Source organism: Xenorhabdus mauleonii (assembly GCF_900113945.1).
GTDB classification, from domain to species: Bacteria; Pseudomonadota; Gammaproteobacteria; order Enterobacterales; family Enterobacteriaceae; genus Xenorhabdus; species Xenorhabdus mauleonii.
In genome coordinates this window covers 83710-104918 of record NZ_FORG01000012.1, presented here as the reverse complement: position 1 = coordinate 104918, position 21209 = coordinate 83710, and the positions used below count along the sequence as shown (strand labels likewise).

Genomic DNA, 21209 nt, shown 5'->3' with positions numbered 1-21209 from the left:
GTCATGAAAGAACTCATCGTGTTGCATGAGCAATTTGATGCGATGGTTGAAAGCGCCCCGCACAAGGTTGCCATTAGTGCAAATCATCTAGAAATGACATACCAAAGTGTCCAAGAGCGTGCTAACCAACTTGCTTATCGGCTGATGGCGTCAGGTATTGAGAGTGAAGATGTGGTCGGGATTTACATTGATCGCTCTCCTGACATGATTATAGCAATGTTGGCAGTGCTTAAAGTGGGTGCCGCTTATTTAGCATTGCCCCCTGATTACCCGGCTGAGCGACTTCGTTATATGGTGGCTGACTCGCGCACAAAACTGGTACTGACTCGAACTGTGATGGAAAATTCACCGGTTATTGAAAGTGTTGCAACTCTCTCTATCGATGAATTTCAACTTGTAGAGCCAAAGATTTTGCCACACGTTTCCAGTCAACAACTGGCTTACATTATTTATACGTCGGGAAGTACTGGACAGCCTAAAGGCGTGGGAGTGGCTCACTATAGCGCCGCCAATCTCGTTAGCCAGAAACAGCACTACGTTCATTTCGGGCCTGATGAAAAAATACTGCAATTGGCTCCTGCCGCCTTTGATGCTTCTGCTTTCGAAATATGGGGGGCATTAACCAATGGGGCAACATTAGTATTAGCCTCGCCTTCATATCAAGCCATTGATGAACTGCCAAAGTGCCTCATTGAATATGGTATTACAACTTTATTGCTGACCCCGGCTTTGTTTCATGTCTTAGTTGATTATCGCGAAGAAGCACTGGATGGAGTGCCACAATTGATTGTCGGTGGTGATGCAATGTCAATCACTCATGCATTTAATTATCTGTCCAGAAAGCAAAAACGAGGTCAGCGTTTTTTATTTAATAACGTGTATGGGCCGACTGAAGGAACAACTCTGGTGAGTAGCTATCCTATGTCATCATTAAGTGTTGATGCGACAAAAGCCCCCTTAGGAGAGCCTATCGACAATGCGAAAATGTACTTATTGGATGAAATGCTAAGACCCGTCAGACCTGGTGAGAGTGGTGAAATCTACATTGGGGGACAGTCTGTCGCCCGGGGATATTTGTATCAGCCGGGGCTGACCAGCCAACGTTTTTTACCTGATCCTTTTTCCACCCAACCCGGTGCCAGAATGTTTGCTACAGGTGATGAAGGGATATTGTCGAATAACGGCCTGATTGAATTTGTCGGTAGGCTTGATGATCAAGTCAAAGTCCGGGGCCACCGGGTTGAATTGGCAGAAGTAGAGCATGCGATAAGAAGTTGTCAGGATGTAAGTTCTGTTTGTGTTGTATTGCATATTGACAATAAACGCCATATTGAACAATTGGTTGCTCATTATGCCATCCACGCTGATGCTGAGAGCATTGATATTGAGCAATCCATTATCTCGCATATTCAGACACTACTCCCAGCTTATATGCATCCTAGCCGGTTTATTCGCCATGAGCAGTTACCTTTAACGACTAGTGGCAAAGTCGACCGTCGGCTTCTTATGGGATGGGAAGAGGTTAATCGATTAGAAGAGATGCCATCCAATGAATTCTCATCAGGGCAGGCAGACAGTGAACTGACGGAAGATGAGGCTTTGCTGGCAAAGATATGGCAACAAGTATTGGGTCCATTTGATGCCGTGCCTGAAGCTGATTTTTTCGCGTTGGGAGGTGATTCTATTCTGGCTATCCAAGTGATTGCAGAAGCTGAAAAACAGGGTTTAGTGATTGAACTGGGCACCTTATTTCGCAATCCGACCTTGCGTGGAATTTGCAGTGGGGCGACTCAAACGCGAATAGATTCCACTCAACAGAATGAAAGCCAACTGATAAATGAATTCGATAAGAATAGCTTACCCGTGGGTATCGAAACTGCTTATCCGGCTACAAGATTGCAGCTAGGGATGCTGTTTGAAGGGTTATACAGTGATAAATCCATCTACCTTGATATTATTTCTCGAGATATTAACTTACCGCTGGATGAAAAAGTGTTCTATGACACACTTCAGGCAATGGCCAGAAGGCACCCGGTGCTTAGAACAAGGTTTGATTTGTCTTCTTTCAGCGAAGTGATGCAACTCGTTGAAGTTCAACCATTATTGCCACTTGCAGTGGAAAGCTACATAAATTTTGCTGATGAACAGTTGGCTGAGCGTCATGAACACGTCATGGCGGAGTTAAGAAAACCGTTTGATCCTGAAGTCGCTCCCTTAATGAGAGTGCATGCGGCAATGTTAAATGAAAGACAGTTTCGGTTAACCTACGCCTTCCATCATGCGATCCTTGACGGCTGGAGTGAGTCTGTTTTTATTCTTGAACTTCTGAAATTGTATCAAGCAAATTTATCCGGCGAATCTATATCATTAGCTTCGCCAGCGCCATTATCAGAATTTGTCAAACTTGAGCGTGAGGCCCTTGGCAACGACCACGCTAAACAATTTTTTAGCCGATATTCAGCTAAAGAAAAAATGAATAGACATCAAGTGCCAGATTTTAAAAAAGCATCACGCATATTGCCGGAACGAACCGTGGAGCAATTGTTAAATAATGTCTCTAAGTGGGGAATTCCATTAAAAAGTATGTTTTTTGCTGGGTTTTATCTGGCAACCGCCCATCAATTACAGGATATCGATTTCGTAGCAGGTATGTCTGTTAACGGCAGGCCGGAGATGGAAGGGGCGGATCTGACTCTTGGACTGTTCCTTAACCATGTTCCGATAAAGCTGAATCTTGACTCTGTTAATAACTGGCAGGCACTCGCAAGACAATCGTTCAATGCGGAAAAAGAAATATTGCTTTTTAGGCGCTTTCCATATTCAGAAATACAAGCTGCATTAGGAGGACCTCCATTTGAGGCGGCATTTAGTTATGTTCATTTTCACTCTCGCAATGAGTTATTAAAACAAGGACTAATAAGTGTTGATGAGGATGTGCGTGATCACACTAGCTTACCGATTAGAGTGGAGTTGATAAATGATCTGGAAGGTGAAGGTATTTTCATAAATGTGACGGCAGATGAAAAACGTTATGGCATTGGCTTCGCGTTGACATTAGCTGAACAGTTAAGCGAAAAAATAGAAGACATAGCATTTTCACCCGAACGGATTATTTAATTATCGCTGGCTGATTAATTCCTTAGTACTAAATCTAATCTACGATACTGGCTTATATAGGCTTAAAGAAACGCTTAGAGGAGTTAAACAGATGGAAGGATTGATAATACAACAAGACGATTATCAAGCTTTTGAGTTAAATGAATCAGAAGTACGTTCTTATTGCCGTAAATTTCAGAAAGTATTTTATAAAGCCTCTGGTTCCTATTTATATGACCAGAATGGCTCGCCATATCTTGATTTTTTAAGTTGCGCCGGCGCTTTGAACTATGGACATAACCATCCTGCCTTAAAAACGGCTGTACTTGAATATGTTAGTGAGGATGGTATTCAAGGCGCACTGGATTTATACACTAAAGCAAAAAAAGATTTTATTACTGCTTTTAAAGAAAATATTTTGGTGCCCAGAGGGTTAACCTACAAACTACAATTCACCTCTCCGACTGGTACCAGTGTTGTTGAATCAGCGATTAAACTTGCTCGTAAAGTGACTCAACGCCGTCGAGTTGTTGCTTTTACCAATGGTTTCCACGGCATGACAGGAACAGCCTTAGGTTTGACTGGTAATAAGGATAATCGCCAACCTGTGCTGGATACAGATGTGGAACGTTTGCCATTCGATTTGTATTTCTCGGGATTAGACTCTTTGGAATTGTTTCGCAAGCTGTTGGAAGACCGGAGTTCGGGTTATGAACTGCCTGCTGCGGTTATCGTTGAAACAGTTCAGGGAGAAGGCGGCATTAATGTTGCTTCCAAAGAATGGGTACGTAAGCTGCGGGCGCTGACGCTTGAAAAAGGAATATTGTTAATCATTGACGACGTACAGGCAGGCTGTGGTCGTACCGGATCTTTCTTTAGTTTTGAATATGCAGATATTAAACCGGATATGGTCTGTTTATCTAAATCATTGAGTGGATATGGCTATCCTTTATCTTTGCTGTTGATGGAAAGTAATTTGGATATTTGGTCACCAGGTGAAGATAATGGCACTTTTAGAGGAAACACCTTGGCGATGGTGACTGCGACTGCTGCCATATGTAATTTTTGGTCTGATAATAGCTTAAGCGAAAAGATTGAGAATGATGAGGTATATATAGCAGCGCGCTTAGGGCAGATAAAGAGCGATTTTCCACATCTGATCAAGGAAGTAAAAGGAAGAGGGCTGATGTATGGCCTGGAGTTTTTTGATCCTAGAATTGCCTGCAAAGTTGCTCAACGGAGCTTTGAAAATAAGCTAATAGTAGAGAGATGTGGAAACGAGGATCAGGTGCTCAAGCTCCTTCCTCCATTGACTATTGAACGTGAGGATTTGGATGCTGGCATTCAAACTATCAGGAATGTTATTGAAGAAATCTCGAAGAAAATGAAAATAGAGAACGCCCAAAATTTAAAAAATATAACATGATATGAATTCTGGATAAGAAATTGACGGGAAGCCTGTTCCAGAAGCAAAGTTTTGGTGGATGCCGAAACCGTTCTCAAGAGGAGCAGGCTATGAATAAAATAAATAAGAATCAATTTGATATTGATTCTTATTTGGTTGACATATTAACGTTGCCGCTTAGAATGCAAGCCACCACTTATTCATGGGCACAATTTAGGTGTAACAATGAAAAAAATCCTGCCAATTGTTATCGCATCATTGCTTTCTGTCACCAGCTATTCTGCATTTAGTCAATCATCAGCATCATTTACATCAAACACAGTGATCGCACAGTCTGGTGATGATGTCACCGTAAAACATCTTTCAGGTGAGACTAAGGTCAAAAAAAATCCTAACAGGGTTGTTCTGTTTGACTTCGGCACTTATGACTCAATGGCAAAACTAGGCTTATCTGAAAGAGTAATTGCATTGCCTATTGAAAGTTTGCCTGAATATGTGCGCAGCAGTGTTTCTGCGAATATGCAGGATGCCGGAGGCATGAAAAAGCCAGATTTGGAAAAATTAGCAGAAATAAAACCCGATCTGATTGTGATAACCGGTCGTCAGGGGGATTTTTATGATCGCCTGTCACAAATTGCACCGACCGTTAATTTAAGTACGGATAATAAAAATTACCTGTCATCCGTTGATAGTAATTTGAAACTGTTAGGCGAATTATTTAATAAGCAAGATGCAGTTAAAGCGCAAATTGTTGGCTTGGAAAAAACCATCACATCAGCTCAGGAAAAAGCCAAGGCGATAAACAGCAAGGTGTTGGTTCTTCTGCATAATGCGGGCGAGTTATACCCCAATAACCAAGCCATTGTTTACAGCGTGATTCAAGCGCCAAAAGCGGTATTGCCTGCCCAACCAGAGAACGAAAAAAGCCGGGTTGTTACGGCGGATATGATCGCACAGGCAAACCCTGATGTGATTTTTATCATCGATCGCAGCAAGGCAATAGGGGCGGGTGAATTGACAAAAGAAAAGTTTGAAGGCGATGAGCAAATCAAATCAACCAATGCTTATAAAAATGGCAAGATTGTCTATTTACAATCTGACCTCTGGTATCTGTCCGGCGGTGGTTTGGACAGCCTGACACGGCAGGTTAATGCAGTGTCTGATGCATTGTAACCTGATGAATTGTAATCTCGCCTATTAGTCATTACCTACCTGAAATCCATCCCGAAATCGGCCTATGTCGATTTCGGGGTTACATCGATTTGCTTTTTATTAAACCTATTCTCACTGAGCTTATCCCTTAAGGCGCTTGATTTCACGCCATTAAAATATCTCTCGACTTACATACTGTTCCCAAATTGAAACAATCAAGCAAAATGATAACCTCGTCTTGCAGTATAGGAAGTCTGCGTTAAGATGTTTCAAAAGGCACTTAACTGGGAGACATAATCATGATTATCAATTCAACTGAATTTAAGAATAATGATTTCTTGCAGAAAGAACATGAATTTAATGAATTTGGTGCTAATGGTGGTAATCGTTCGCCCGAGCTTTTCTGGGCAGATGCGCCAGCCGAAACTAAAAGTTTTGCTGTTACCGTCTATGATCCTGATGCTCCGACAGGCAGTGGTTTCTGGCACTGGGTTGCTTTTGATATCCCGGTGGTAACACAAGCCTTGTCGGCAAATGCCGGAAAAAGTGATGGCAGCTTGTTACCAGCAGGAACGATTCAAAGCAAAAATGATTATGGCCTGTCCGGTTTTGGTGGCCCTTGTCCGCCTGAAGGTGATAAAGCACATCGTTATATTTTCACTGTGCATGCCTTGGCGGTAGAAAAATTAGGGGTTAATGCGGAAACGACAAATGCGGTTGCGCGTTTTATGATCCAAGCAAATACGCTGGCAACAGCCTCTATAACCGCTTACTACCAACGTTAATTGATGAATAACTCTTCCGTTTCCAGTAGAGGATATAATATGAGCAGCAAAAAAGTTGAATGGAATAATGGGTTACAGCAGGAAGCGGTAGAGATCCTGTCTAATGATGGCGGAATGATCGTCTGTCCAACCAAAGTTGGCTACATTATCATGACATCTGATGCGCAAGGTCTGGAGCGCAAGTTTGAAGCGAAACAGCGTAATCGCAACAAACCGGGCGTTGTGTTGTGTGGATCTCTGGAACAGTTGAAAGAGCTGGCTCAGATTAACGCGGAAATTGAAGAACTTTATCAAAAACATTGGGATGAAGACGTATTGTTGGGCTGTATCCTGCCATGGAAAGAGGAAGCCGTCGCCAAGATCCCAGATGATGGTTCCAAAGAGTTGATGATGGATCAGCGCGGCACAAGTTGTTTCGTGATTAAGTTTGGTAAACCAGGCGAAATTTTGGCGAAAGAACTGTGGGAAAAATACGGCAAGTTCTCCTTTGCCAGCTCGGCTAATCCATCGGGCAAAGGTAACCGCGGTCTGGTTGAATGTATTGGTGAGCGGATAGAAGAGCGCGCTGACCTGATTATTTCAGCCAATGATTACGTTAAGTCCATCCAGCCAAATGAAACTGAGCAAACTCGCTATGAGCAAGGTGTCATGGTTTCAATGGTGGATGATTCGGGCAAATTGGTGCCATCGCAAAACGGTCAGCGCGATATCACGCCTTGCCCAGTGCTGATCCGTAAGGGGTTGGATGTCCATAAGATCATGTCAATGATGTCTGACATCTTTACTACTTGGGATTATCGTCACGGTAATTATTACTGATATCTCTTGCGGGTGCTGCGGCGCCCGCATTGATGTTCCTTATTTATGCGTTTTCCCATTTTCTAAATTCTGCTTCAGCTTATGCTGCAAGGAAGTCGCAAAGTACTGTACGCGTGAAGAGAGTGTGCTTTCTGATTTAAACAGCATCCAGGCTTGGTAAATGTCCATATTCCAGTCGGGAAGAAGCCTGACTAATTTCCCTTCCGCAACCGACTCATGGGTAACATAATCTGGCAGATAAGCGATACCGGCTCCGCTTAACGCTGAACTCATCAATGCCACGCTGTTATTGATGCGAAACCGACTCCGCACTTCAATGTGTTGTTTATGCCTCTCTTTGCGAAACGGAAGAGAGATAGTATGTGCAGGGCCACGGAAGAGCAGATAATCATAGCGGGGAAGATCTTCTGGTTTTTCTATTGGGGCAAACTGCTTCAGATAGTTCGGTGTGGCATAAAGCCCCCAGGTAATATCAATCAGGGGCATAACGAATGGGTGATGGGGAGCTTCGCGCCCGATAATGATCGCTATATCACATTGATCTTCATCCATATTCACTATTCTGTCAGTGAGTTCCAGGTCAACGCTGATATGTATATTCCCGGCAATAAAATTGTTCAGGGCAGGGACAATACATTGACTGCCGAATGATACCGGCGCAATCAGACGCAGACTGCCTATCGGCTCTTCATGAAAATTGCGGATAAAATGTTCAGCATTTTGGAATTCGGTAAAAATCCGTTGGCAGTACTGATAGTAACTCATCCCAACTTCAGTGACTTGGATTTTGCGCGTAGTGCGATTAAGCAACTGAGTGCCTAACCTTACCTCTAATTGTGCAATTTCACGACTGACAGAAGATTTAGATAGCCGTAACGATTTTGCCGCTTCAGTAAAGCTCAGAGTCTCTACTACACGGGCAAAAACCACCATTGAGGTAAGATTCTCAATATTATTCATAAAATAACCTGATGATTTGCGCGAAAGAACCGTTGCATAAGATATCACATATCTGATGAATAGAAGTGACTATTCTTTAGTTAAGCAGGACAATCTGTAGCAAATTTAAACAGCAGAATTTCCCATTTTTAGAACTACTGTCCCATAATGGAAACAGTGAGCCATAAGAAGGTATTTCCCTACTAACAGGCGTAGTTATCTTGCTAGGATTATGGCTATCGTATTTCAAGTTACTGCTTTGTTGGCTGTACTCGTTAATCTTGAAGTCCAATGGGGATGCAATCAACAGAGTCTGTTTTAATCTTTGGGGGTAATGTGAGATGAACCAAACTATCACACAAAAAATTCTTGCCCGTGCGAGCGGGCGCGAACACGTCACTCCGGGTGAAGTGGTTTGGGCGAAAGTGGATATTCTAATGTCTCACGATCCCTGCACACCGGGCGTAGCCAGTGTCTTTAAAAAAGAGTTCGGTCAGGATGCACGGATATGGGATCCTGAACGGTTTATTTTGATCCCGGATCATTTCGTCTATTCAGCAGACTCACAAGCCAATCAAAATATTCGCGTTATGCGGGAGTTTGCTGCTGAACAGAACATTAAATATTTCTATGATGTCGGGACGCCCAATTATAAAGGTGTTTGCCATATCGGGCTTGCTGAAGGTGGCCATACCCGCCCCGGAGAAGTGTTATTGGGAACGGATTCTCATACGGTAACTGCCGGTGCTTTTGGCGCATTTGCCATCGGGCTGGGGATTACTGATGCCGCCTATGCATTGGGCACAGGGGAAATTCCTCTCAAAGTACCGACAACGATTCGCGTCAATTTTACCGGAACCAAGCCTGCCCACGTTTTGGCCAAGGATATGATCCTGTCCGTGCTGTCAGAATTAACGGTTGATGGAGCCACCTATCAGGCCATAGAATTCGGCGGCAATGTTGTCGATGAATTATCTGTAGAAGAGCGCATGACCATTTGCAATATGGTTGTAGAGTGCGGAGCGAAAAATGGCATCATGGTGCCAAATCAGGCCACCTTGGACTATTTGGCAGAGCGGAATAGCCTCCCTTTTGAAATTGTCTATCCTGACGAAGATGCGCAGTATAGCCGTGTGTTAAATATTGATGTTTCTTCCATGCAGCCGAAAATTGCAAAACCCCATTCTCCAGATAATGTGGTTTCCATTGAGAAAGTGGCCAATGTTGCCATTTCCCAAGCCTATATTGGTTCTTGCACGGGAGGGAAACTGGAAGATTTCGTTGCGGCTGCCCGTGTTATCAAAGGGCATAAAGTTAAAATTCCAACTTATGCTGTTCCCGCAACAAAAGAGGTTTTCCACAAGACGATCACAACTCAAATTGAAGGTGTTTCTGTCTATCAAATTCTGAGTGATGCGGGAGTGAAACTGTCCTCTGAATCAGGATGCGCGGCTTGTTGTGGTGGCCCGCCGGATACTTTTGGGCGTGTCAATGACCCAATATCCGTGATATCGACCACCAATCGTAATTTCGTTGGTCGAATGGGGCACAAGCGCGCCAACATTTATCTTGCTTCCCCTTACTCCGTTGCCGCCGCAGCGATTACTGGACAGATTACAAATCCTGAGGAGTTTTTATGAGTGATTCAAAGGAAAATATTATTCGGGGTGAGGTCTATGTATTAACGGATAATATTGATACTGACCAGATCCTGTCAGCAGAATATCTCAAAGTAAATCCTTCGACTCCTGAGGGATATGCTCAACTGGCTTCATTGGCAATGTGCGGGTTACCAGAAGGCTCTCTGCCTTTCATTGATGAAGAAAAGGGCAAGGCAAAGTATCCGATTATTGTGGCAGGGCAGAATTTTGGCTGCGGATCTTCGCGTGAACATGCAGTTGCCGCATTGGGCGCATCCGGGGTGCAAGTTGTTCTGGCTCAGTCTTATGCCCGTATATTTTTCCGTAATTGTGTATCAACCGGCGAGTTATTGCCTATAGCAGCACAAGAACGCTTGTGCGAAAAATTAGTAACGGGCGATAGCATTGAGATTGATGTTGAAAACCAGACGGTGACTTTATTGAAAGATGGTGACAAATATAAAACTGATCCTATTGGTGAATTAGCCAATATCGTCTCGGCTGGTGGCTTGTTTTCTTATGCCCGTGCGACGGGCAGAATTAAATAATTTAGATTCGACGGATTATAAACTGCACCCTTTAATTTTCGGGTGCAGTTTATTTTTTAGGAGCCAATTATTAAGAAAGCAGTCAGTAAGAAAACAGCTATTAAAGGAATAATTCCAGTAACGAGTTCAGAAACAGCTTACCGTGTTTGGTGATTTGCCAATGTGTATCGCTTTCTGTGATATAGCCCTTAGCCAGTGCTTCATCGAGTTGTGGACGAATGGCACTTTCCGGTAATCCGCTAAAATGATTGAAATCCTGACGCGGCATTGATTCTAATAACCGAAAACGGTTCATAAAAAATTCAAATGGACGATCTTCATTATCCACATGATTCTGCTGATCCAAATAACGTCCCTGCATGTAACCGCGCGGATGCTTGGTTTTTACAGTGCGGAGGATACGCCCATCTTCAAATGAAATCTTACCGTGTGCCCCACAGCCAATGCCTAAGTAATCACCAAAACGCCAGTAATTAAGGTTATGCTGACACTGATAACCCGGCTTGGCATATGCCGAAGTTTCGTATTGTTGATAGCCAGCCTCTGTCAGTAACTGATGGCCTTGGGAAAAAATATCCCATAACGCATCATCATCAGGTAACACCGGTGGACGGGAACCGAAACTGGTATTGGGTTCAATCGTTAATTGATACCAAGACAGGTGCGGCGGAGACAGCTCAATAGCCTGACGCAAATCATTCAGGGCTTCGTCGAGTGTCTGATTGGGTAAACCGTGCATTAAATCCAGATTGAAGCTGCGTAAACCAAGCCCATCAGCTAATTTTGCTGCTCGCTTGGCCTCTTCCGGCCCGTGAATACGCCCCAGACGGATCAGTTTATCGGAGCCGAAACTCTGTATGCCGATGGAAATTCGATTGACGCCTGCTTTCTGGTAGGCACTGAAACGATCCGCTTCAACAGTGCCCGGATTGGCTTCCATCGTAATCTCTGCCTGTGGAGAAAGCCGGAGTGAGGCTCTTACTCCATCCAGCAATCGCTGCATTCCTTCTGCACTTAACAGGCTGGGAGTACCTCCGCCGATAAAAATCGTTGATACTTCACGATCACCAATCATCGGCAGATCCGCGCGTAAATCCGCCAACAGGTGATCAACATACTCCTGATGCGGTACGTCTCCTTTTAATGCATGTGAATTGAAATCACAATAAGGGCACTTTTGTACACACCAAGGAATATGAATATACAGGCTAAGAGGAGGCAGCTTAAGCATTACGCAAGGCTTCCAGTAACATTTCCAATGCTTTTCCACGATGTGAAACCGCATTTTTTTGTTCACGGCTTAGTTGGGCTGCCGTACAGTCAAACTCGGGTGCATAGAAAATAGGATCATAACCAAAACCGCCTTCCCCGGCGGATTCACGGGCGATAATGCCAGACCAGCGACCGTGAAATACCAGAGGAGTAGGATCTTCTGCGTGGCGCAAATAGACCAGAACACAATTGAATTGAGCCTGACGCTGTCCATCTGGAACATCACGCATGGCTTCCAGTAATTTTTCCAGATTTGCCTGGTCTGATGCATCGCTGCCTGCATAGCGGGCAGAGTAAATACCGGGCGCACCGCCCAAAGCATCCACAGACAGCCCTGAATCATCCGCAATGGCAGGCAATCCGGTGACTGCTGCGGCATGGCGAGCTTTGATGATCGCGTTTTCAATGAAGGTGAGGCCGGTTTCATCCGCTGAATCCACACCCAGTTCAGTTTGGGCCACGATATCTAAGCCAAAATCGGCTAATAAATCAGCCAGCTCACGTACTTTGCCAGCATTTCCCGTGGCGAGAACAACTTTCTGCATTGTTATGTATCCAATTAACCTGTTTAGCAATTAATTTGTCTAGTAATCAATATATGTATCCGATTCAGCGACACGACTTATGAAATCACGAACATTGAAACTAACCAGCCTATGACGTCATAACGCAGGGCATTCAACGCGTAGAGGATTAAAATCACAATCATGGCGGAAAAATCAAGGCCACCCATTGAAGGCAAAATGCGACGGATAGGTGCCATTAGTGGTTCGGTCAATTGGAGCAATACATAGTCGACAGGGTTGCGGCCTTGGCTGATCCAACTGAGCAAGGCTCTGGCAATCACCAACCAGAAGACAAGTTTACCGGCCGCAGTCAGCAGTTCAATTACCCCCAGCAGGAATACGATTGCGGTAGGCATGATAGCTTGCCCGGCAGCTATCCATATAGGCAACATTATCTTGATCAGCACAAGTGGATAGGCAAGAACGACAGAAGCTGTGTCAATCGGGCCAATCGAAGGGATAACCCTGCGTAACGGGTGGACTATCGGTTGAGTGATCTTAACGATAAATTGTGCAAATGGATTATAAAAATCACAGCGTGCCCATTGCATCCAGACACGCAGTAGTAAAACAGCAATATATAAATCCAGAATTGTGAGAACGACAAAATTTAAGAATTGCATGTAGCAGCCCTGATTAAACGAATTGAATTAAAATAACTTTTCCATTTCCTGTGCACGGCGAATAGCAGCTTGCATGGCACGGGATACAGTTTCAGGCAGATTGCCCTCATAAAAAACGCGTAATGCTTCCGCTGTTGTGCCTCCTTTAGATGTTACCTGTTCACGCAGGAGAGAAAAAGGAAGATCTTTTTGCGTTTCGGCAAGTTTGGCGGAGCCTATTGCGGTTTGCAAAACGAGTTCTCTGGCGGTTTCACTATCGAACCCCAGCTTTTCGGCCTCTTGCTGCATCGATTCCATGAACAGGAAAAAATAGGCAGGAGCGCTGCCGGAAATGGCAATAATGTCGTTAATGCCGTCTTCATTATTGAGCCAGCAGGCTTTACCAACACTGCTCATCAGTGATTCAGCGAATTCGCGATCAGATTGCCCCACCTGTTTTGGTGCAAACAACCCACTGATACCTTGGCCAATAAGTGAAGGGGTATTGGGCATGATGCGGACAATGTTGAGATTATCTTGCAACAGCGCATAAAAACGGGAAACGCTAATACCGGAAGCAATAGAAAGAACCAGCTTCTGGTTGAAATCAACGTGTGAATGCAGTGGTTCACATACTTCTGCCATCATTTGAGGCTTAACAGCCAGTACAATAACATCGGCTTCCTGAGAATAGCGAATGCTGTCGCTTTGGCTGTTGATGCCATACTCATTTGCCAACACATCACGGCGAGTTGTGTTTGGGGAACAGACAGTAATAAGCTCGGCGGGATAACCTTTTTTGACCAATCCGGCGATGATAGCGTGAGCCATATTTCCTGCGCCAATAAAGGTGATTTTACGATTCTTCATTAAAAAACCTTGCATATCAATAAATTAACTTTAAATATCAATCAGATGCTATTAAATTTAGGATTCAAAGTCAGAACGGTACTAACGGGCGCCAAATATTGCCGTTCCAATTCTAACCAATGTAGAACCGCAGGTAATTGCCGCTTCCATATCATCCGTCATACCCATGGAAAGGGTATCGATTTGCGGATAGTGTGTCTTTAGATCTAGGAATGCTTGTTCCATCAGGCGAAAAACAGCGACTTGGCGCTCTGGGTTGCTTTCCGGTGCGGGGATAGCCATTAATCCACGCAATACCAGATTAGGCAGTGCGTTAATCCTTGCTGCCAATTCAGTTAAATCTTCCAGCAATATGCCTGATTTGCTTTCTTCACCACTGATATTAATTTGAATCAATACATTGAGGGGCGCCATATTTTCAGGACGTTGTTCACTTAAGCGTTGGGCGATTTTTTCCCTATCAATGGTGTGGCACCAATCAAAGTTTTCTGCAACCAAGCGACTCTTATTGGACTGCAATGGGCCAATAAAGTGCCATACCAGATCATTTCGGTTGCTGAAGTGTTGAATTTTTTCAACGCCTTCCTGAACATAATTTTCACCAAATTCCCGTTGGCCTGCGGCTATGGCTTTTGCGATGTCACCCGCAGGTTTGGTTTTGCTGACTGCAAGTAAAGTAATTTGTTCTGGAATGCGCCCGCATTTCTGAGCTGCAAGAGTAATGTGGTTCCTGACATCTTGAATATTTTGTTCGATATTGTTCATAAGTAACTCAGGAGATTAAAAAATGAATATGGAAAAATGGGTGTCCCTTAGTGTAAAGCATAATGCTTCTGATCTGCATCTTTGTGTCGGGCAAGTTCCTGTTTTGCGCATCAATGGTGTGCTGTATCCACAGATGCAATTGGAAAGAATTCAGTCAGCTACCCTCGTAGCATGGAGTGAAAAAATATTATCGGATACCCAGAAGCAGCAATTAAAAAAACACGGGCATGTTGATTTTGCGTTGGAGTTGCCAGATAAACAACGGCTAAGGGGAAATTTGTTTTACCAGCAATCACGCCTGTCATTGGTATTGCGGTTAATTGCGGATAAATGCCCGACTCTGGAACAACTCCACGCACCAGATATTATCCAGCAGCTTATTTTGCAGGAGGCGAGCGGCTTGATATTAGTGACAGGTGCAACAGGAAGCGGAAAATCGACAACCTTATCGTCCATGATTGATACTCTTAACAGCCACAGCAGCAAGCATATCATTACGTTGGAAGATCCCATTGAATTTGTTCATCAAAGCCGGAATTGCCTGATACAGCAACGGCAGATAGGCAAGGATGCCTCCGATTATCAAACCGCATTGAAAGGGGCATTGCGGCAAGATCCCGACGTGATTTTACTGGGAGAATTGCGTGATAAGGAGACAATCCGATTGGCCTTGACTGCGGCTGAAACGGGGCATTTGGTTTTGTCCACGTTACATACCCGAGGTGCTATTCAAACGATAGATCGTCTGATTGATGTGTTCTCCGCAGAAGAAAAAGGTTGGATTGGCAGCCAACTGGCAGGAAGTTTAAAAGCGGTTATTTCTCAACAGCTGATACCGACCAGAAAAGGGGGAAGGGTGGCTATCCATGAAATCCTGGTTGTTAATCAAGCCGTCAGCCATTTAATCCGAGAAGGCAAAAATCATCAAATAGCCTCTTTAATGCAGACGGGGGCTGCCTGCGGTATGCAAACCTATGAGCAAAGCCGGCAGCAACGCAGTTTATCGGGGCTGCTGGCAGAATAAGGGGTAGCTGCTATTGCAAGATAACAGCTAGTTTCCTTGTGCATTACGAGTGTTGCTGCTCAAACCAGCTTTCCAGAATTATAACGGCAGAAGCGGCATCTACTTTGCCTTTATCCAATGCCTTATAGCCGCCGTAATTGAACAAATGGGAACGGGCTTCCACAGTGCTTAACCGCTCATCGTGCAGCTCAACCTGAACACCGAAACGACCATGCAGACGATTGGCGAATTTTCGGGCTTGGGCGGTAACGAGTTGCTCAGTTCCATCCATATTGAGTGGCAGGCCAACAATAACCAAATCGGGTTGCCACTCCTTGAGTAATTTGCCAATAAGCTCCCAATTTGGAGAGCCTTCGTTGGCCTTAAAGGAAGATAGCGCTCTGGCTGTGCCTGTAATTTCTTGTCCGATAGCGGCACCGATACTGCGAGTACCGAAATCAAAAGCAATAATAGTACGATTTTTCATCAGGCATGCCCTGCTTGTGGTGCGAGATTGTGAATATTAACCCCCAGCAAAGAAGCGGCTTCACGCCAGCGATCAGCAATGGGAGTATTAAAAATGATAGAGGGTTCTGCTCCGACGGTAAGCCAACTGTTTTCCATTATTTCCTTTTCCAATTGGCCTGTTTCCCAGCTTGAATACCCGAGAGTCATTAAAACATCTTTTGGTTGGCGTGGTGTACCAAGTGCTTCCAGCATATCTTTGGAAGTGGTGATCATCGTTTGATCGGAAATTTGAATGCTGGAACTGAAACCTGATTGTGGTGTATGCAAAATAAAGCCGTGCTCTTCAGACAGGGGACCACCTGCCATGACCGGTTTATTGAGGCTGATGGTATCGTCTCTATCTTCTGGGGCGATATTCAGCTTTTCCAAGATACCTTGGATGGATATCTGAGCGATTGGCTTATTGATAACTAATCCCATTGCCCCGTTTTGATCATGTTCGCAGATATAGACTACAGAACGGTTGAAATAAGGATCAGAGAGCGAAGGCATGGCAATAAGAAAATGGTGCTGTAGGTTCATGTGTTTTCTGATAATTATTTTGGCAATGTAAGAGTAATTTGGCCCACCAGTATGTGGGCACTTATTATAAATGGCAAATATTACCGGGAAACGGGTATAGTTCGGGCTATTATGCTACCTGTTTTTCCAATCGTTTTTCGATAGCATCCATGAGCATCCCTGTGACCGAAATATCAGGGAAGGCGGCTTCTATTTCACGGGCGCAGGTTGGGCTGGTGACGTTAATTTCAGTTAAGCGATCGCCAATAATGTCTAACCCAACAAAGATAAGTCCCTTCTCTTTTAATACCGGCGCAACTGCACGGGCAATGGCCCAATCACTTTCTGACAATGGGCGGGCTTCGCCACGTCCGCCAGCCGCAAGGTTGCCGCGTGTTTCCCCTTGAGCCGGGATGCGGGCGAGGCAGTATGGTACAGGTTCACCATCCACGACCAGTACGCGCTTATCACCATCTTTAATGGCCGGAAGGAAATTTTGTGCCATGCAATAACGGCTGCCATGTTCAGTGAGGGTTTCAATAATAACCCCTACATTGGCGTCATCTTGCTTCAAACGGAAGATAGACGCGCCTCCCATGCCATCCAGTGGCTTGAAGATAACATCGCCATGTTTTTGGTGGAATTCACGCAAATGCTTTGCACTGCGGGTAACCAGCGTATCGGGCGTCAATTCCGGGAACCAGGCAGTAAAGAGTTTTTCGTTGCAATCGCGCAGGCTTTGGGGCTTATTGACGATCAGACTGCCCTTGACTTCCGCCCTTTCCAGAATATAGGTAGCGTAGATGTATTCAGTATCAAACGGCGGATCTTTACGCATCAAGATGACTTGCAAACTATCGAGAGCAATCTCTTGTTCACTGCCAAACTGATACCATTGCTGTGGGTTTTCTTCTACTGTGAGTAAGCGGGTACGGGCGCGGGCTTCACCTTGATGCAGATAGAGATCATTCATCTCCATGTAATGAATTTCCCAGCCTCGTTTTTGTGCTTCCAGCAACATGGCAAAACTAGTGTCTTTCTTGATTTTGATGGATGAAATAGGGTCCATCACTATACCGAGCTTGATCATTTCTTCTCCTTAACCCAAATCACCAAAACGTACTTGCAAGGCGGTAATTGCGGTGAGTGCCGTAGTTTCTGTCCTCAGAATGCGAGGCCCCAACAGGATATCAGTAAATTGATATTTTGCCGTCATTTCAATTTCCTCCGCAGATAATCCCCCTTCAGGCCCAATCAGCAGGCGTACTTTTTCCACGGGAAGTGGGAGGGTATTAATACTCTGATTGGCACGAGGATGTAGATTCAATTTTAGGCTACCATCATTTTCTTCGCACCATGCTTCCAGCGACATCACTGGGCGGATTTCAGGAATGCGGTTGCGGCCGCATTGTTCACAGGCTGAAATGGCAATTTTTTTCCATTGTTGTAATTTCTTCTCCAACCTTTCAGCATCCAGTTTTACACCACATCGTTCAGAAAGTAATGGGGTTATGGTGCTGACACCCAATTCGACAGATTTTTGGATGGTGAATTCCATCTTTTCACCGCGGGACATGACTTGCCCCAGATGTAAATCCAGTGGGGATTCATGATCAGCCAATTGATTGTTAAGGATACGTACCTTGACGGATTTTTTACTGGCTTCGGTAATTTCTGCATCGAAAACCTGATTGCTGCCATCAAAAAGCTGTAATGCCTGACCGGGGTTCATTCTGAGCACTCGACCAACATGGTTGGCTGCATCATCATTCAGATAGATTTCAATCCCCATTGAGAGCGGCTCAGGGTGATAGATGCGGGGAATTCGCATATTTCTTCTTTCCTTCTTTTTTCCCGGATAATTCCGGTATGGCGCAAACAGTCATATGACAATGTGAATTCTGCCATGATAAATGAGCGCTGTTTACACGATCAAGTTATACACGTTGCCTTTCAAATTACCGATTTTTTGTTGGAGTCACTTACTGGAGGAAAGTTTTGGGAATGACCAGTTCATTACTGACAAATATGTAACCTCCTTGCTGCCTTTGCGGCCGCACTGCATTTTGAAATCCATTGGATATATCTCTTTGTTTCGAAGGAACAGATGGCTCTTGCGAGCCGGCTCGCAGATTTATTTCACAGCCACGTTTTTAATTAATTTATTCTTGTCAACGTCAGGAACAAAATATTAGTATCCATTCTGTTCTGACTAATCTCAGAAAATAAGGAAATAATAGAGTGACAAGGATGTCATTTATAAAAAGAAATGTTTTTCTATAAAGATAAGTGCTTTTCTAAAAATAAAACAAAGGATGGTTTATTATTTTAATTAATTTAGATTATATGGTGGTTATGTTTTTTTGCAGTACGTTGCTCTTATTATCTATTATTGATATTAAAACATATTGCTTGCCGGATATTATCACTTTTCCTTTATTATGGGTTGGAATTTTATTTAATATCGATGGCAACTGGGTGACGATTAGGAGTGCAGTCTACGGCGCCATATCAGGGTATTTATTTTTGTGGTTTTTATATTGGTCATGCTTTTATATCTTTAAAAAAGAGGGAATCGGTCAAGGGGATCTCAAATTAACAGCAGCGATAGGGGCATGGTTAGGTGTAGAGATGGTGCCAATCCTGATATTAATGGCTTCATTGTCTGGTTTATTTGGATTTATGTTATTAAGGTTAAAAAGAAAATCTTATCCTGACTTTATCGCTTTTGGGCCTTATTTATGTTTTTCGGCAATAATACTGTTGGGGTTTCACCTGAGCGATATTAATATCATGGATGGTTAAACTATTTGATTTTCAAATTTTTTTAGGTATTTAATTTTTAATATATTTCCTTTTTAATATATTGTTCTTTGATAACTTGCGAGAGCGGCGATGTCTTAGTATTACAGCTGTAATTGATTTGTGTTCAAAGGGTTATCCCGGCGGCGATAGTGATATTGTTGTGCACAGTATTGTCGCCGCCAGTATGGCCAATGTAAAATCTGTTCGATTGCCTCTCCCATTTTTTCCATCAATTTTGACAGCAGATTACGCAGTGCCGCTACACTGAGGGCTATCAACCCCTCCGGCGTTTTTTTTCTCTCGTATCCGCAAGGCTGCCAGTACCGCATGAGCCAGAGTTTTCGATCGGTTTGTTCTCTGCGCGCATACACCACGAAGTAAGCCCGTTCCTGTTTTTCATTCCGGCTGCGCCGAGCCTCAGACAATGACTATAACACCACTATTTTTTCACATTTACAAAATGGTCTTGTATGTTTTTGCTTTCATTCATTTATGTAGAATACATTATGTAAATTGCTACTAAGATAATAATGAAAATTTATTCTTTGCGATGGCAGGTATTACTCTGATTGTTATGATTGCCATCGCAATATGGGTTCCCAAAGATCCAATTGAGCATAAAATGGTGAAGTGGCCAAGTCTCGCTTCATTGCTTGAAGTCTATAGAGATCGCGCGTTTCGTAAGGTCATCAGCTTGTTACTGCTTCCTCATACAGTTGCTTTTGGGCTACAGGGGCTGTGGATGGGCAAATGGTTACAGGATGTCGGGCATTGCAGTAATGCACTCACTTCGCTCTACCTGTTTGTTGGAATGGGAGCAGTCGTTGTCGGCTCACTTTCTGTGGGTGCCATCACTGAGTGGGCAGGCAAGTTCAATATTAAACCTATGGAAGTTGGTGGGATAGGCATTGCCTTGTTTTTGGCAATACAGGTTTTATGTGTTTTCAACATCGTTCCTTTATTGCCGCTGCTCTCTATTAGCTTCGCTCTGATAGGCACCATTGCCGGTCTAGAATATACCATTGTGGCGCAAAATGTATCTCCAGCAATGACTGGCCGTGCCGCTACTTGTCTTAATTTGCTCATTCTATTTGGTGCTTTTCTTACACAAACTGTGTTCGGCGTGATCATTGGTTTTTGGCCTGTAGATTCAGCAGGGCATTATCCCCAGACCGCGTACCAAGTAGCATTCGGATTAATGATCTTATTACAGGCACCAGGATTTCTTAACTGGTTATTCAGTGTGATTAAAAGGGGCACATTTAAATCAGTTGGTGATGAGCTATGAGTATGAACAAATTTATTCTTTATGGTTACCAATCCTCTTCGGCGACGAAGCGAGTCATGCTCGCATTAAAGCTAAAGCATATTATATACGATTACGTAGAAATAGATTTATCGGAAGGAGAACATCGATCTTGTGCATTTCACCAACTTAATGTGCAAAGAAAAGTACCGATGTTGACTCATGATCAATATTCACTGACGCAGTCACTAGCCATTATTGAATATCTGGATGAAATAGTGCCGCCTAAATCACTTCTTCCTGAAAATCCTACAGATAGAGCATGGAGCCGTAGTTTCGCAGGAATATTTATTTCGGACTATCATCCTTTAATCACACGAAGAGTCGTTGAAAAATTGCATGGATCCAGTTTCGACGAAGATGAAATAAGAGAATGGAAAACTTACTGGTTAAAAGAATCGTTGAGAGTAGCTGAAGATATGATGGGCCAAAAATCTATTCAATCTTCTTTTTGTTGCGGGTCATCACCGGGCTTGGCGGATATTTGTCTTTTTGCCCAATGCGAATCCGCACGTAAACAGGATATTGATCTAAATCATCTTAGGAATGTTTCTCGTATTTATGTCAATTGTAGTGAGATTGATGATTTCAGGAATTAACAAACCAT

At 43.8% G+C, this 21209-nt stretch carries 22 protein-coding genes; 11 read left to right on the top strand and 11 right to left on the bottom strand.

Annotated elements, in window-relative coordinates; translation table 11 throughout:
• Positions 1-3 precede the first annotated feature (3 nt).
• From BM100_RS13030 to BM100_RS13010, 5 genes are all read left to right on the top strand, one after another.
• Positions 4-3117: a non-ribosomal peptide synthetase gene (locus BM100_RS13030; RefSeq protein ID WP_169924683.1), complete on the top strand. Its 3114-nt coding sequence runs from the start codon at positions 4-6 to the stop codon at positions 3115-3117.
• A 91-nt stretch (positions 3118-3208) separates the two neighbouring features.
• On the top strand, positions 3209-4522 hold the full coding sequence (gene ectB / locus BM100_RS13025) for a diaminobutyrate--2-oxoglutarate transaminase (protein WP_092511611.1): 1314 nt from the start codon (positions 3209-3211) through the stop codon (positions 4520-4522).
• Positions 4523-4726: 204 nt separating this feature from the next.
• A complete protein-coding gene (locus tag BM100_RS13020) occupies positions 4727-5674 on the top strand; it encodes a siderophore ABC transporter substrate-binding protein (protein ID WP_092511609.1) in 948 nt (315 codons plus the stop codon).
• Positions 5675-5952: 278 nt separating this feature from the next.
• Positions 5953-6438 carry a YbhB/YbcL family Raf kinase inhibitor-like protein gene (locus tag BM100_RS13015; RefSeq protein WP_092511607.1) on the top strand — a complete coding sequence of 162 codons (486 nt, stop codon included), beginning with the start codon at positions 5953-5955 and terminating at the stop codon, positions 6436-6438.
• A gap of 39 nt (positions 6439-6477) precedes the next feature.
• Positions 6478-7257, top strand: coding sequence for an L-threonylcarbamoyladenylate synthase (locus BM100_RS13010; protein ID WP_092511605.1), 780 nt, complete (start codon positions 6478-6480; stop codon positions 7255-7257).
• A 39-nt stretch (positions 7258-7296) separates the two neighbouring features.
• On the opposite strand, the gene BM100_RS13005 is transcribed toward BM100_RS13010, so the two are convergent.
• Positions 7297-8217, bottom strand: a complete 921-nt coding sequence (locus BM100_RS13005) for a LysR family transcriptional regulator (RefSeq protein WP_092511603.1) — start codon at positions 8215-8217, stop codon at positions 7297-7299.
• A 320-nt stretch (positions 8218-8537) separates the two neighbouring features.
• Here BM100_RS13005 and BM100_RS13000 point away from each other — a divergent pair, with 320 nt between their 5' ends.
• Positions 8538-9836 (top strand): 3-isopropylmalate dehydratase large subunit, encoded by a 1299-nt coding sequence (locus tag BM100_RS13000; protein ID WP_092511601.1) that lies wholly within the window; start codon positions 8538-8540, stop codon positions 9834-9836.
• A complete protein-coding gene (locus tag BM100_RS12995; protein ID WP_092511599.1) occupies positions 9833-10384 on the top strand; it encodes a LeuD/DmdB family oxidoreductase small subunit in 552 nt (183 codons plus the stop codon). The genes BM100_RS13000 and BM100_RS12995 overlap by 4 nt, the downstream gene beginning before the upstream one ends.
• 100 nt (positions 10385-10484) lie before the next feature.
• Here the strand turns inward: BM100_RS12995 and hemW are convergent, their stop codons facing one another.
• The 5 genes from hemW to BM100_RS12970 form a co-directional block, all read right to left on the bottom strand.
• Positions 10485-11615, bottom strand: a complete 1131-nt coding sequence (gene hemW, locus BM100_RS12990; protein WP_092511597.1) for a radical SAM family heme chaperone HemW — start codon at positions 11613-11615, stop codon at positions 10485-10487.
• Positions 11608-12201 carry an XTP/dITP diphosphatase gene (locus BM100_RS12985; RefSeq protein ID WP_092511595.1) on the bottom strand — a complete coding sequence of 198 codons (594 nt, stop codon included), beginning with the start codon at positions 12199-12201 and terminating at the stop codon, positions 11608-11610. The genes hemW and BM100_RS12985 overlap by 8 nt, the downstream gene beginning before the upstream one ends.
• A gap of 77 nt (positions 12202-12278) precedes the next feature.
• The gene (locus BM100_RS12980; protein WP_092511593.1) at positions 12279-12845 is read right to left on the bottom strand and encodes a YggT family protein; all 567 of its coding nucleotides are present in this window, start codon (positions 12843-12845) and stop codon (positions 12279-12281) included.
• Between the two features lie 27 nt (positions 12846-12872).
• Entirely contained in the window at positions 12873-13694 is an 822-nt protein-coding gene (proC, locus tag BM100_RS12975; protein ID WP_092511591.1) for a pyrroline-5-carboxylate reductase, read from the bottom strand.
• An 81-nt stretch (positions 13695-13775) separates the two neighbouring features.
• On the bottom strand, positions 13776-14459 hold the full coding sequence (locus BM100_RS12970) for a YggS family pyridoxal phosphate-dependent enzyme (protein ID WP_092511589.1): 684 nt from the start codon (positions 14457-14459) through the stop codon (positions 13776-13778).
• A 22-nt stretch (positions 14460-14481) separates the two neighbouring features.
• On the opposite strand from BM100_RS12970, the gene BM100_RS12965 reads away from it, so the two are divergent.
• A complete protein-coding gene (locus BM100_RS12965) occupies positions 14482-15483 on the top strand; it encodes a type IV pilus twitching motility protein PilT (protein WP_092511587.1) in 1002 nt (333 codons plus the stop codon).
• A 43-nt stretch (positions 15484-15526) separates the two neighbouring features.
• Here BM100_RS12965 and ruvX read toward each other — a convergent pair whose 3' ends face one another.
• The 4 genes from ruvX to rsmE form a co-directional block, all read right to left on the bottom strand.
• Positions 15527-15949, bottom strand: a complete 423-nt coding sequence (gene ruvX, locus BM100_RS12960) for a Holliday junction resolvase RuvX (protein ID WP_092511585.1) — start codon at positions 15947-15949, stop codon at positions 15527-15529.
• Complete coding sequence (locus BM100_RS12955; protein ID WP_092511583.1) at positions 15949-16512, bottom strand: YqgE/AlgH family protein; 564 nt, start codon at positions 16510-16512, stop codon at positions 15949-15951. Before BM100_RS12955 ends, ruvX begins: the two co-directional genes overlap by 1 nt.
• 109 nt (positions 16513-16621) lie before the next feature.
• On the bottom strand, positions 16622-17581 hold the full coding sequence (gene gshB, locus BM100_RS12950; protein ID WP_092511581.1) for a glutathione synthase: 960 nt from the start codon (positions 17579-17581) through the stop codon (positions 16622-16624).
• 9 nt (positions 17582-17590) lie between these two features.
• Positions 17591-18322 carry a 16S rRNA (uracil(1498)-N(3))-methyltransferase gene (gene rsmE / locus BM100_RS12945; RefSeq protein WP_092511579.1) on the bottom strand — a complete coding sequence of 244 codons (732 nt, stop codon included), beginning with the start codon at positions 18320-18322 and terminating at the stop codon, positions 17591-17593.
• A gap of 524 nt (positions 18323-18846) precedes the next feature.
• On the opposite strand from rsmE, the gene BM100_RS12940 reads away from it, so the two are divergent.
• Positions 18847-19296 (top strand): prepilin peptidase, encoded by a 450-nt coding sequence (locus BM100_RS12940; protein WP_092511655.1) that lies wholly within the window; start codon positions 18847-18849, stop codon positions 19294-19296.
• Positions 19297-19397: 101 nt separating this feature from the next.
• Here the strand turns inward: BM100_RS12940 and BM100_RS12935 are convergent, their stop codons facing one another.
• On the bottom strand, positions 19398-19721 hold the full coding sequence (locus BM100_RS12935) for a hypothetical protein (protein ID WP_092511577.1): 324 nt from the start codon (positions 19719-19721) through the stop codon (positions 19398-19400).
• 125 nt (positions 19722-19846) lie between these two features.
• Between BM100_RS12935 and BM100_RS12930 the strand changes: the two genes are divergently transcribed.
• Positions 19847-20584, top strand: a complete 738-nt coding sequence (locus tag BM100_RS12930) for an MFS transporter (RefSeq protein ID WP_175494954.1) — start codon at positions 19847-19849, stop codon at positions 20582-20584.
• Positions 20581-21201, top strand: a complete 621-nt coding sequence (locus BM100_RS12925) for a glutathione S-transferase N-terminal domain-containing protein (RefSeq protein WP_092511575.1) — start codon at positions 20581-20583, stop codon at positions 21199-21201. The genes BM100_RS12930 and BM100_RS12925 overlap by 4 nt, the downstream gene beginning before the upstream one ends.
• Positions 21202-21209: the final 8 nt, after the last annotated feature.

What these genes read in the sequence shown, in the direction of transcription:
- BM100_RS13030 (WP_169924683.1), top strand. Translation starts at nt 4, where the DNA reads ATGAAAGAACTCATCGTGTTGCATGAGCAATTTGATGCGATGGTTGAA.
- ectB (WP_092511611.1), top strand. Translation starts at nt 3,209, where the DNA reads ATGGAAGGATTGATAATACAACAAGACGATTATCAAGCTTTTGAGTTA.
- BM100_RS13020 (WP_092511609.1), top strand. Translation starts at nt 4,727, where the DNA reads ATGAAAAAAATCCTGCCAATTGTTATCGCATCATTGCTTTCTGTCACC.
- BM100_RS13015 (WP_092511607.1), top strand. Translation starts at nt 5,953, where the DNA reads ATGATTATCAATTCAACTGAATTTAAGAATAATGATTTCTTGCAGAAA.
- BM100_RS13010 (WP_092511605.1), top strand. Translation starts at nt 6,478, where the DNA reads ATGAGCAGCAAAAAAGTTGAATGGAATAATGGGTTACAGCAGGAAGCG.
- BM100_RS13005 (WP_092511603.1), bottom strand. Translation starts at nt 8,217, where the DNA reads ATGAATAATATTGAGAATCTTACCTCAATGGTGGTTTTTGCCCGTGTA.
- BM100_RS13000 (WP_092511601.1), top strand. Translation starts at nt 8,538, where the DNA reads ATGAACCAAACTATCACACAAAAAATTCTTGCCCGTGCGAGCGGGCGC.
- BM100_RS12995 (WP_092511599.1), top strand. Translation starts at nt 9,833, where the DNA reads ATGAGTGATTCAAAGGAAAATATTATTCGGGGTGAGGTCTATGTATTA.
- hemW (WP_092511597.1), bottom strand. Translation starts at nt 11,615, where the DNA reads ATGCTTAAGCTGCCTCCTCTTAGCCTGTATATTCATATTCCTTGGTGT.
- BM100_RS12985 (WP_092511595.1), bottom strand. Translation starts at nt 12,201, where the DNA reads ATGCAGAAAGTTGTTCTCGCCACGGGAAATGCTGGCAAAGTACGTGAG.
- BM100_RS12980 (WP_092511593.1), bottom strand. Translation starts at nt 12,845, where the DNA reads ATGCAATTCTTAAATTTTGTCGTTCTCACAATTCTGGATTTATATATT.
- proC (WP_092511591.1), bottom strand. Translation starts at nt 13,694, where the DNA reads ATGAAGAATCGTAAAATCACCTTTATTGGCGCAGGAAATATGGCTCAC.
- BM100_RS12970 (WP_092511589.1), bottom strand. Translation starts at nt 14,459, where the DNA reads ATGAACAATATCGAACAAAATATTCAAGATGTCAGGAACCACATTACT.
- BM100_RS12965 (WP_092511587.1), top strand. Translation starts at nt 14,482, where the DNA reads ATGAATATGGAAAAATGGGTGTCCCTTAGTGTAAAGCATAATGCTTCT.
- ruvX (WP_092511585.1), bottom strand. Translation starts at nt 15,949, where the DNA reads ATGAAAAATCGTACTATTATTGCTTTTGATTTCGGTACTCGCAGTATC.
- BM100_RS12955 (WP_092511583.1), bottom strand. Translation starts at nt 16,512, where the DNA reads ATGAACCTACAGCACCATTTTCTTATTGCCATGCCTTCGCTCTCTGAT.
- gshB (WP_092511581.1), bottom strand. Translation starts at nt 17,581, where the DNA reads ATGATCAAGCTCGGTATAGTGATGGACCCTATTTCATCCATCAAAATC.
- rsmE (WP_092511579.1), bottom strand. Translation starts at nt 18,322, where the DNA reads ATGCGAATTCCCCGCATCTATCACCCTGAGCCGCTCTCAATGGGGATT.
- BM100_RS12940 (WP_092511655.1), top strand. Translation starts at nt 18,847, where the DNA reads ATGTTTTTTTGCAGTACGTTGCTCTTATTATCTATTATTGATATTAAA.
- BM100_RS12930 (WP_175494954.1), top strand. Translation starts at nt 19,847, where the DNA reads ATGGCAGGTATTACTCTGATTGTTATGATTGCCATCGCAATATGGGTT.
- BM100_RS12925 (WP_092511575.1), top strand. Translation starts at nt 20,581, where the DNA reads ATGAGTATGAACAAATTTATTCTTTATGGTTACCAATCCTCTTCGGCG.